This window comes from Candidatus Omnitrophota bacterium (assembly GCA_028715415.1).
In the GTDB taxonomy this organism is placed as follows: Bacteria; Omnitrophota; Gorgyraeia; order Gygaellales; family Profunditerraquicolaceae; genus JAQURX01.
This window is the reverse complement of record JAQURX010000011.1, coordinates 53,876-65,478: the sequence shown is the minus strand read 5'-3', so window position 1 is coordinate 65,478 and position 11,603 is coordinate 53,876. Positions and strand designations below refer to the sequence as shown.

At 39.8% G+C, this 11,603-nt stretch carries 9 protein-coding genes and 1 pseudogene; 8 read left to right on the top strand and 2 right to left on the bottom strand.

Going from position 1 to position 11,603, the window contains the following annotated elements; translation table 11 throughout:
- Positions 1 to 278, bottom strand: a 278-nt coding sequence (gene tmk / locus PHO70_06100) for a dTMP kinase (protein MDD5432536.1), incomplete at its 3' end; no start/stop codon positions are given.
- A gap of 259 nt (positions 279 to 537) precedes the next feature.
- Here tmk and PHO70_06095 point away from each other — a divergent pair.
- Together PHO70_06095 and PHO70_06090 are read left to right on the top strand one after the other, a co-directional pair.
- On the top strand, positions 538 to 3,225 hold the full coding sequence (locus PHO70_06095) for a PEP-CTERM/exosortase system-associated acyltransferase (protein ID MDD5432535.1): 2,688 nt from the start codon (positions 538 to 540) through the stop codon (positions 3,223 to 3,225).
- Between the two features lie 2 nt (positions 3,226 to 3,227).
- Entirely contained in the window at positions 3,228 to 4,475 is a 1,248-nt protein-coding gene (locus PHO70_06090; protein MDD5432534.1) for a U32 family peptidase, read from the top strand.
- Between the two features lie 95 nt (positions 4,476 to 4,570).
- Here the strand turns inward: PHO70_06090 and PHO70_06085 are convergent, their stop codons facing one another.
- Positions 4,571 to 5,029 carry a hypothetical protein gene (locus PHO70_06085; protein MDD5432533.1) on the bottom strand — a complete coding sequence of 153 codons (459 nt, stop codon included), beginning with the start codon at positions 5,027 to 5,029 and terminating at the stop codon, positions 4,571 to 4,573.
- 156 nt (positions 5,030 to 5,185) lie between these two features.
- Between PHO70_06085 and PHO70_06080 the strand changes: the two genes are divergently transcribed.
- The 6 genes and pseudogenes from PHO70_06080 (at position 5,186) to PHO70_06055 (ending at position 11,601) form a co-directional block, all read left to right on the top strand.
- Positions 5,186 to 6,796 (top strand): TolC family protein, encoded by a 1,611-nt coding sequence (locus tag PHO70_06080; GenBank protein MDD5432532.1) that lies wholly within the window; start codon positions 5,186 to 5,188, stop codon positions 6,794 to 6,796.
- Positions 6,777 to 7,640: an efflux RND transporter periplasmic adaptor subunit gene (locus PHO70_06075; GenBank protein ID MDD5432531.1), complete on the top strand. Its 864-nt coding sequence runs from the start codon at positions 6,777 to 6,779 to the stop codon at positions 7,638 to 7,640. Before PHO70_06080 ends, PHO70_06075 begins: the two co-directional genes overlap by 20 nt.
- A 10-nt stretch (positions 7,641 to 7,650) precedes the next feature.
- Positions 7,651 to 8,313, top strand: a pseudogene (locus PHO70_06070) (ABC transporter ATP-binding protein).
- Positions 8,314 to 8,402: 89 nt separating this feature from the next.
- Positions 8,403 to 9,359 (top strand): ABC transporter ATP-binding protein, encoded by a 957-nt coding sequence (locus PHO70_06065; protein MDD5432530.1) that lies wholly within the window; start codon positions 8,403 to 8,405, stop codon positions 9,357 to 9,359.
- Entirely contained in the window at positions 9,331 to 10,473 is a 1,143-nt protein-coding gene (locus tag PHO70_06060) for an ABC transporter permease (GenBank protein ID MDD5432529.1), read from the top strand. Before PHO70_06065 ends, PHO70_06060 begins: the two co-directional genes overlap by 29 nt.
- Complete coding sequence (locus PHO70_06055; protein MDD5432528.1) at positions 10,474 to 11,601, top strand: ABC transporter permease; 1,128 nt, start codon at positions 10,474 to 10,476, stop codon at positions 11,599 to 11,601.
- The last annotated feature ends 2 nt before the right edge of the window (positions 11,602 to 11,603 follow it).

Genomic DNA, 11,603 nt, shown 5'->3' with positions numbered 1-11,603 from the left:
GAAATCACAATCTTCCCCTTTAAAAGTGCAGGCTTAATAATATCATTAACCACCTGAGCCCGGGCAGCCATATATAGAAGAGTCTCTGCTTCAGGACAAATATCACTTTCAGGGCTAAGCAAAAGTTCACGAATCTTCTCGCTTACTCTTACCCCTCCCGGCTCACGCAGATAAACCACAGGATATTTTTTATCTTTTAAATATTGGTAAAGTAGCTTTGATTGCGTACTTTTGCCGCATCCTTCTGAACCTTCAAATGTGATAAACTTACCTTTCATAAACATTGCCTCATTATATATTCGGGAGGATTGGCTTGGTTCGCAGCAGGGCTTCCGGAAATTCGAGCGGGCATGGTTGCCCCGCTAAATAAATGTAGGCAGAGCGAGAATTTTCGAGAGTGAGCCAGCCACGCTGGGGCTGGCGAACGTCCCTGCGAGAAACAAGACAAGGCAGACGCGGGATAATATAGAATTGTACAGTAATCAGGGTTGACAAAATTTGTATTCATGCCAGAATATATTAATAAAGAGGTTTATAATGCATAGAGAAGTAATAGGAAATACTGGTTTTACATATCGGGTTGTTGATTCAAAAGATCAACTTAGTGATATTTTTGCCCTTCGCTATCAGGTATACTGCCGGGAATGCAAGTTTATTAAAGAAGAGGATTATCCGGAAGCAAAAGAGCACGATAAATACGACCCTTATTCGCTTCAGTTTGCGGTTGAGGATAGCAAGGGAATTATTGGAGCTGCCCGCCTTATTTTAAGCTCGCCTTTGGGTTTTCCTCTTGAGGAGCATTGTGGGAATGTCTTAAGTATTAATAAAGACAGCCTCCCGAGCAAGCAAATAGCTGAGATATCGCGTTTGGTTATCAGTAAAGAATACCGCCGCCGCGTTAATGACGGGCTTTTTCATTCTCCTCCTGAAGAGCAAGTTGAGGAAGATTCTCCGCGCAGCCAGCGTATAAGGCCAATGATTTTTGGTATGTATCGCGAGATTTATCAGGAGAGCAAGCGAAGAGGGGTAAAATATTGGTACGCGGTTATGGAACCTTCTTTATGGACACTGCTTAAGCTTAATGGATTTTTATTCCATCCGATAGGAGAGGAAGTTGATTTTTATGGCCCGGTGCGGCCTTATCTGGCATCAGTTGAGGAGATAGAAAATTCTATACGTGTTAAATTCCCCGATGTATTTGATACTTACCTTCTTGATGGCCTTGAGCGGGACTTTTGGCCGGAATTAAATAAAAAAGAAACAGCCGGGTTTTCTGAGCCGGGCTTGTACGATATTTTCCGGGACAGGGTAAAAGGACAACCTGACGCGCCCGCCATTTATTATAAGACGCAAGCAGGGTATTGTTTCTCCAGCTACGCGCAATTACACGATGAGGTTGTGCGGTTAGGGAATTTTCTTTATAAGCAGGGTGTAAGAGAGCTCGATAAAGTAGATATTCTGCTTAATAATTCTCCTGCATGGGCAACTGCTTTTATGGCGATTCAGTATTTGAAAGCAATCGCTGTCCCGCTTGATACTACCCTTGTTGAAGAAGAACTGCAGGAAAGAGTGTTTCATTGTAACCCAAAGATATTGATTTGTGATAAAAATAACTTGGAGAAAGCATCTTCACTTATTAAAGAGATAAAAAAATATATCTCGGTAATTGTTGTTGATGATGCTGAAGTTAGTGAACAGATACACAATTCTTCTAATCAGGAGCGTTCCGGGCAAACACTGCCTTTTAAAAATCAAGCAGCGGTTTATTTCTTTACCTCCGGTACATCAGGGCCGTCTAAAGTTGTTATGCTTTCGCACAGGAATTTGATTTCTAATGCATCCGGAATAGCTAAGGTGGGTTCTCTTAAGACAACCGATAGCTTTATTTGCCTTTTGCCTTTTTATCATTCATATGCATTGATGACTACGTGTATTTTGCCGCTTTTGTTTGGGGCTAAAATTACTTTTCCTCCCACGATGAACCCGAAAGACCTGCGGGAATGCATGAATTTAGCGCATGTTACTGTTTTGACAGGAGTCCCGCAGATTTTTTCAGTATTCCATCACCGGATAAAAGACAGTCTTAATAAACTGCCTGTGTTAAAGCGCCTGTTTCTAAGAGTTGTTATGGAAGTATCTTGGGCTTTACGCAAGTATCTAAAAGTTAATTTATCCGGGGTTTTATTGAAGGAGCTGCATAATTCTTTTTCGCCGAATTTAAGAGTTATGATTACAGGCGGAGCGCATCTTGATAAAGAAATTACGCTTGATTTCTTTAAGTGGGGTTTTACCCTTTTGGAAGGATACGGCCTTTCTGAGACTTCACCGATTGTTGCATGGAATTCTCCGGGTAATTACCGGATTGGCTCGGTTGGTAAATTGCTTCCCGGTGTACAGGTTAAGCTTTTTCAATTAGACAGGCAGGGAGCCGGTGAGATAACAATTAAAGGGCCAAATGTTATGCTGGGTTACTATCAAAATCCCGAAATAACCAGTAGGTCTCTTTTAGGAGGATGGTTCTTAAGCGGAGATATCGGATACTTTGATAAGGAGGGCTATCTTTATATCCTTGGGAGGCGTGATGAACTTGTTGTATTAAGCTCCGGGAAAAAGGTAAGCCTTGAAGAATTAGAAAGCCATTATAGTTTAAGCCGTTATGTAAAAGAAGTATGCGTGCTTGCTTTAACTCAAAAAGGATTTGTTGAGAAATCCAAGCAACTCGTCGCGGTTGTTGTTCCTAACCTTGAAAGTTTTCCGGGTGGAGCCAGCCAGGAATCAATTGAACAAGCTATCAGGGATGATTTTAAGTCATTTTCAGGAGATTTAAGCGAGTATAAGCGCGTAAGAGGGCTGGTTATCAGCAATAAACCCTTGCCAAGGACCGCACTTGGTAAGATTATGCGGCATAAGGTTGAAAGGCAGCTCCAATCATTAAAGAAAACAACTCAAGGGACAATTGAGCAGCAGGAGGTAGATAGAGAAATAGCCCAGCTGCCCGAGGCAGAAAAAGTGCTTAGATTTTTGTCTCAAAGGCTTAAGAGAAAAGTAAATCTAACTGATCATCTTGAGATTGATTTAGGTTTTGATTCTTTAGCAAGGATTGAATTATTATTAGAGCTGCAGAAAGAATTTAATGTAACAGTCCCTGATACTGCTGCTGTGGAATTTGCGCAAGCGAGAACTGTTCAGGATATAATCCGCAAGCTAAAAGCCTTCCTTAAATAATTATGAAAAAACCAATTGAAATTATCCCGGAATTAGTTGCGCCTGCAGGGGATTGGCCGTCTTTGGAGAGCGCAGTTAAAGCAGGAGCAGACGCGGTGTATTTTGGGCTAAGGAATTTGTCCATGCGCCAAACTGCCCCGAACTTTGATATCTTAGAAATAAAAAAAGTCATGGCTTTGCTGCATAAACATAAAAGAAAAGGGTATTTGACTTTAAATACCATTATTTATGAAAGGGATTTAGAGAAACTTGATGTGATGTTGCTTGAGGCAAAGAAAGCGAAAGTTGATGCGGTTATCTGTTGGGACATGGCAGTGTTAAGTAAGGCTTTTGAGGCAGGCCTCCCGGTGCATCTTTCAACACAGGCGAGTGTATCAAATTTTATTTCCTTAAAGTTTTTTTGTTCGTTTGGAGTTAAGCGTATAGTGCTTGCAAGAGAATGCAGCCTTGAGGATATTAAGCAAATAGCGCAGAAGATAAAGCGCGAAAAAATAGATTGTAAGTTAGAGGCATTTGTTCATGGCTCAATGTGCGTGAGTGTTTCGGGCAGGTGTTTTTTCTCGCATGACCTGTTTGGTAAGTCAGCGAATAGGGGAGAATGTGTACAGCCTTGCAGGAGAGAATTTTTAATAAAGGATATTGAGCTGGGCAATGAATATGTCTTAGGTTCGGATTACATAATGAGCGCGCAGGATTTATGCATGATTGAGCATATTAATAAATTAGTCAGTGCGGGAGTAAGCGCTTTTAAGATAGAAGGAAGGATGCGTACCCCTGAATATGTGTCTGTAGTTACTTCAGTTTACAGAAAAGCAATTGATGCATATAAAAAAGGTTTATTGACTGATGCACTTCAGGTGTCCTTAAAGAAAAAACTCTCTAGTGTTTACAATAGGGGTTTCTCTGAAGGATTTTATTTTTCACCTCCTAAAATTAGCGGGCTTTCAGGAGGAAAGAGTAGTTTTGAGAAGATATTTGTGGGGCAAGTAGAGAAGTTTTATAAAAAGATAAATGTTGCGCAGTTAGTTATAAGAAATGACGAATTAAAAAAAGGTGATAAAATCTTGGTTTCTGGAAAAACCACTCCTGCGATGACAGCAGTAGTGGGCCAGATTCAGATACAGCATAAGCCGGTTAGGATTGCAAGAAGGGGGCAGACAACCGGGATTAAGTTGCCATTTTCCTTAAGGCCAAAAGATAAGATATTTTTGCTTAAGAGCAATACGAAGAAGGGCTTAAGCTTAGGTTAAATTTTATATGCAGTGAGCATATAAATATATTCATATTGCATACATAATAGGTAAAACTAAAGGACGGTCCAAAAAATTGAACCGCCCTTTTTATTTTACTTTATTAGTGCTTTATCTTTTTCGGTTAGGTCTGCGCAGAGAATCCATACGGCAATCTGGAGGCGTTCATCTTCAATTCTTACAATCTTGCCGTCTTTTTGAATATTTGTGCCTTTATCTAAATCTTTGACCTTATCTTTGTCTTTGAACAGGTAGATAATCTGATAGGGGATGTTGTTTTTAGTTTTCTGCTGGTCAGTAGACACCTGGTAATATGTTCCTTTTATGTCGTCTACTATATCAAAGAAATCATACTCTCCTGCATTGCTAACAAGCCCGCTGGAGGAGATTTCTTTACCCAAGATATCTTTTAATATCTGGCTTCGTTGTAAGTCAGTTGACTTCTGAAAATTATCAACCAAGGTTTGGATATTCGGTGATTCAGCATAAGAGAGGGCGCAAAACATAATAGCAAAAACTAATGAAAACGTAAAAATTTTGATAATACCTTTCATTTTACCTCCAGTTTTGTAGTTAAATTAATTATAGCCGTGTAAAATTAGATTTGCAAGGAAAAAAAATCTTGACAAGATTATGCTACTTGCATATAATTATATGCAATAAAGATATATTCATATGCAAATAGAATATAACTAGAAGGCAAAAGCTAAATGCAGCTTTCCAAAAATACCCTTAAGCTCTTAAAAGTTTTCTACGCACATCCCACCGAAGAGTTCTATATACAGGAATTAGGAAGGATTTTAAAAAAGAAGCCGGGAGTTTTTCAGCGGACGCTCTATAACCTTGAAAAGCAGGGGGTTTTGCATAGCAGTTATAAAGCCAACGCGCGGTATTTTAATGCAAATACCAAATATGCTTTTTATAAAGAATTAAAAACAATTGTTCAGAAATCAAGCAGCCTTTCAACCTTTCTGATTATCTTCGCTTTTTTACTATTTGGCATAGCGTCTTACGCTTTTTGCCAAGAGAATAAAACTGAAGAATTGACGCTCTCCACGCTCAAAGAAGCAATCACAATCGCATATAAGAATAATAAAGATATTAAAATTCAAAAGTACGGCCTTGAAATTTCAAGCGCTGATATCTTAAACGCAAGGAGCGAATTCCTGCCAAAAGTTGATTTTAATACCGGCTATACACACAATAGCGCAGTCCTTAACTCTTCTACCGCAGGGAGCAAGAAGGACCCGCGGATATTTTCCGGATATGTTGATAATAATAGCATGGGAGTTAGTGTTAATGAGACAGTTTATAATGGCGGGGCTAATGTTGCTGCCTTAAGGCAGGCTCAACTTGCTTTAAAGGAACAGACGGAAACACTCCGAGCGACAAAGCTTAACGTTGAGCTTGATGCTAAAAGGCTTTATTACGGGCTTTTGCTTGCCTATGAGACAAAACGCATTGCTGAAGACCTTGTGCGGCAGGCAGAAGATCATTATATAAATGTAAAACATAAATATGAACAGGGGACTGCTTCAAAATTTGATTGCCTGCAGTCAAAAGTACAGGTTTCTTTGCTCCTGCCGCAACTTATAAACGCGCAGAATGCGATAGATCTGATTATTGCGGAGATGGATAAATTGCTCGGAGTTAAAGTCGGCGGGAAGATTGTTATTAATGATAAATTATTGTATGAACCTTTGGAAATAAAAGAGCAGGATTTTCTAAAAGAGGCCTATCTGAATGAGCCGGAGATGATTTTGAAATCTTTGGGAATTGATATTGCCAAGTGGGGGATTAAATACGCGCGCGCAGGATGGCTTCCTCAGATTGATTCAACGGGGGAGTATAATTACATTTCAAATAACCCGGGGAACATGTTTAATACTAGGCATAATTATTGGAACTTAGGTTTTGCCATACGTATACCTATATTTGATGGATTTTCCACAAAGGCAAAAGTAGACGCGGCCCGGGCGCAATATATGCAAACGGTTATCGGTAAAGAAAACTTGTCCGATCAGGTGGCAGTTGACGTAAGGCAATCTTGCCTTGATTTAAAAGAACAAGCTTCTATTATAAAATCGCAGCAGGATAACCTGGAGGATGCGAAAGAGGCTTTAAGGATTTCAAATGTCCGTTATGATAATGGTGTGGGGATAAATTTGGATGTGCTGGATGCGCAGGTGTCTTTGGCTCAAGTGGAAAATAACCTTGCTTCCGGCATCTATGATTATATTATGGCAAAAGCAAAACTTGACAGGACCATGGGCAGGGCTGTTGTAGTAGAGGAGGGGAAAAATGAGCCTAGAATTAAGTAAGGGCGGGATGAAAAAAAAGATTAAATTTATTCTTTTATTAGTAATAATAATTATCGGAATTTCTGCGGCGGTGTTTTTTATATTAAAGGCGCGGGATGGCAATGGGAAAGTTGTAAAAGTTTCCGGAAATATTGAAGGAGACGATGTGCGTATATCCTTCAGGGTAGAGGGGCAGATTACCGAGCTCTTAACTGATGAAGGTATGGTTATTAAAATAGGCGATATCGTCGCCCGGCTCAATAAAGATGAGTTAAGCAAGACTAAGGCCGAAGCAGAAGCTTCTTTAAAATACGCGGAATACCAGTATAAGCTTGACTCCGATGATTATATCAGAGCGGAAAACCTTCTTAAGGCAGGCGCAATTTCCACCCAGCAGAGGGATGCTGCAAAAACTAAAATGGATACTGATTCGGCAAATATTAAGCAATTGCGTGCTTCTTTGGAATTGGCTAATACAAAATTAGGGTGGACAGATTTGGCAAGCCCTCTTGATGGATGGGTTCTTGTAAAAAGCGCTCTACCCGGTGAAGTTGTGCAGGCGGGTGCTCCGGTTTTTACCGCGGTAAACCTTGATGATGTTTGGGTTACTGCTTACATAAACGAAACTGATTTAGGTAAAGTTAAATTAAACCAGAAAGCGTATATTCAGACGGATAGCTATAAAGGGAAAAAATACGACGGACGCGTTTCATTTATATCCAGCCAGGCAGAATTCACTCCGAAATATATCCAGACCAGTGAAGAAAGAGTAAAATACGTTTACAGGATTAAGGTTAGAGCTGACAATTCAAGCTTGGATTTAAAACCCGGGATGCCTGCTGACGCCTACATAATTATCGAGTAAGTTTTTATCAATGATTACCATAAAAACTGAAAATCTTTCCCGAAAATTCGGGGCTTTAACTGCGCTTGACCATCTTAACCTTGAGGTTGAAGAGGGGGAGATTTTTGGTTTGGTTGGGCCCGACGGAGCAGGAAAGACCACTACGATGCGGCTTCTAACCGGAATTATGGACCCCACAGAAGGCGAGGCCTGGGTTTACAATAAGCATACAGTTAAAGAAGCTGAAAGCCTGAAAGAAAATATCGCTTATATGTCGCAGCGATTCGGGCTTTATGAAGAATTAACCGTGTTAGAAAATATCCATTTTTACGCCGATGTTTATGGAGTTGGTAAAGAACATCGCGAGGAGGCAGTTGACCGCCTACTTGGTTTTTCCGGTTTACTCCCCTTTAAAGAACGTTTTGCCGGTAAGCTTTCAGGAGGGATGAAACAAAAATTAGGTTTAGCCTGCGCTTTAATACATACCCCGAAAGTTTTATTTCTAGACGAGCCTACCAATGGAGTTGACCCGGTTTCAAGAAGGGATTTCTGGAATATCCTTTATGAATTACTTAAAGAAAAGGTAACAATTTTTTGCTCAACCTGTTATCTTGATGAAGCTGAACGCTGCGGTAGGGTGGGGCTGATGCATAAAGGCAAGCTATTAAGATGTGAAACTCCCGGAAAAATAAAGAAAGAATGCAATTCCAAGACATTAGAAGAAGCGTTTGTGAAGATAATTAATGAATGCGAAGAAAAGGAAAAAAGTAAATAAATCCCCCTATGCCTACAGAAACAATAGCGGTTAGTGTACAAAATCTTGAGAAAAAATTCGGCAGTTTTACCGCTGTTAATAAAATTAATTTTGAAGTTAACCAAGGCGAAATTTTTGGATTTCTTGGCCCTAATGGCGCGGGTAAGTCTACAACCATAAGAATGCTTTGTGGGATTATTCCTCCTACTTCGGGATCGGGTAGGGTTGGGGGTTTTGATATAATTAAAGAGCAGCGTAAAATTAAAGAAAACATCGGCTATATGTCGCAGAAATTTTCTTTATATAATGATTTGACCGTTGAGGAGAATATTAATTTTTATAGCGGGATATACAAGATTCCAAATGATAAAAAGAAGGAGCGTTTAGAGGAGACTGTCCGTACTGCAGGACTGGAAGGGATGGAGTCAGCTCTTACTGTAACGCTTGCCGGGGGATGGAAACAGCGCTTGGCTTTAGGTTGTGCGCTTCTTCATAAGCCGAAATTCATTTTTTTGGATGAACCAACTTCGGGGGTTGACCCGATAACCCGCGCTAATTTCTGGAGCGTTATTAAAGGCTTGGCTAAAAATGGAGTAACTGTTTTTGTCACAACCCATTATATGGACGAAGCTGAGAATTGCGACCGTATGGTTTTAATTTACCACGGGACAATTATTGCTATGGGCACTCCTACTGAAATGAAGACTAAAATTATGAAAGACGAAATAGTTGAGATTGTTTTGCCGCAAGCCCAGAATTGGCTTCAAGAGATAAGTAAAATTGAAGGGGTTAAAGATGCGGCCCTTTTTGGAGCAAATATTCATGCTCTTGTTTATGATAGCGTAAAGGCAATACCAACCATAAAGAGTTTTTTGCAAAAAGAGAATGTTGGAGAATTTAGCGTTGAAAAAATACTCCCTTCTCTTGAAGACGTGTTTGTTTATTCTATAGAAAAATATGATAAAGAGCAGCTTAAGAAGGATTAAGTCTATAGCCTGGAAGGAATTTGTCCAGATTAAGCGTGACCCGCGGAGTTTAGGGCTGGCTTTGGGAATTCCGATGTTTATGTTGCTTATTTTCGGCTATGGGCTTTCTCTTGATATTGACCACGTGCCTACGCTTATTTGGAATCAGGATGCTTCTTCTGAGCTTACGCGGAATTTCCTGCTTAATTTTAAAAATTCCAAATATTTTAAGATAGTCGGATATACGGATAATTACCGCGATATTGAACATAGTATTAATAGCGGGAAGGTTATGCTTGGGATGGTTATCCCCAAGGATTTCTCTAGTTTAATAAATTCGGGGAATACCGCGCCCCTGCAGTTGATAGTAGATGGCAGTGATGCTAACACCGCGACTATTGCTATGAATTATGTGCGTTCCGTAGTTGCTACTTATAACGTCAGGCTTTTAACTAATATATTTACCCAGAATGATATTAAGCCGACTAAAACCATTGATGCCCGTTCAAGGGTCTGGTTTAATATGGGCTTAACCAGTACCTGGTTTATTGTCCCCGGGGTAATTGCGATGATTATTATGATTATAGCCTCATTACTTACTTCCATCTGTATCGCCAGAGAATGGGAGAGGGGGACAATGGAGCAATTGATTTCTACTCCGGTAAAAGCTCCGGAGTTAATCATTGGAAAATTCATTCCTTATTTTGTAATCGGTTTCTTTGACCTTACGGTTGGAGTTGTTATGGCAAGATTTCTATTTGATGTCCCTTTCCGGGGAAGTTATTTCTTGCTCTTTATCGTTAGTTCTTTCTTTTTAACCGGCGCATTATCGCAGGGAATATGGATTTCTGTAGTTGCCCGGACGCAATTAATGGCAAGCCAGTTGGCAAGCCTGACTACAATGATACCGACCTTGCTTCTTTCGGGATTTATCTATCCGATTTTTAACATGCCGAAATTTGTGCAAGCAGTTACTTATTTAGTCCCGGCGCGCTATTATATCGTAGTATTAAGGGATTTATTCTTAAAAGGCAATGGTATGGAAACTATATGGGATGAGACATTGCTGCTATTCTTATTTGGTTTTGTTATGCTTAGTTTGGCTATAAAGAAATTCAAAAAGAAGGTGGCGTAATTGTTTGAAAGGGCATTGGCAATTTTAGTTAAAGAGTTTAAACAAATCTTCCGCGACCCGAGGATGCGGACGGTAATTTTTATTACTCCTCTTATCCAGATAATCCTGTTTGGTTATGCTGCCAATAAAGATATTAATTATGTCCCGACTGCAATTTACGATAAGGATAATTCCGTAGAAAGCCGTGAACTTCTGCGCAGGTTTACTTTTTCCAAATATTTTATTCCCGAGCGTTTTATTTATACTGATAAAGAACAGAATTTTGTTTTAGATAAAGGTTTATCAAGTGTGGTAATCCATATTGACCGTGGTTTTGGCAGGGATCTTAACGCTGGAAGAGGAGGGAATATCCAGTTGGCATTTGATGGCACAGATTCAAATACGGCTATGGTTGTTATGGGCTATGCTAATACGATTGTAAACAGTACCCAGTATGCGCTTATGAAGGAAGAGGCGGAGTCGTCCGGATGGATGAAGCCTATTCCACTTGTTGATTTAAAAGACCGGGCATGGTTTAACGGAAATCTTGTTTCAAGAAATTATTATCTTCCGGGAGTAATTGCCACAATTGTAACTATGATGTCTCTGTTACTGACAGCAATGGCGATAGTCAAAGAAAAAGAAATCGGCACTATGGAGCAGTTGATAGTAAGCCCCTTAAGGCCGCTTGAGCTTATTGTTGGTAAGCTTCTTCCTTTTGCTGCAATTGCGCTTGTTCAGATTACTCTTATTACGATATTAGGCGTGCTTTGGTTTAATATACCATTAAGAGGAAGCATACCTTTGTTGCTATTTTCTACAAGTATTTATTTGTTTACTACCTTGGGGATTGGATTGTTTATTTCTACGATATCGTCAACTCAGCAGGAAGCAATGATGTCGGTTTTTCTTTTTTATATGCCGACTGTTTTGTTGTCAGGATTTGCATATCCAATTGCTAATATGCCGAAGTTTATCCAAATGTTTACTTATTTTAATCCTTTACGTTACTTCATGGAAGTTATCAGGAGTATATTTTTAAAAGGGGTAGGTATTGACATCCTTTGGGTGCAGCTTGTCCCTTTATTTTTCATAGGTATATCGGTTATTATTTTTAGTGCTTTGAAATTCCGCAAGACCATGGGGTAGGG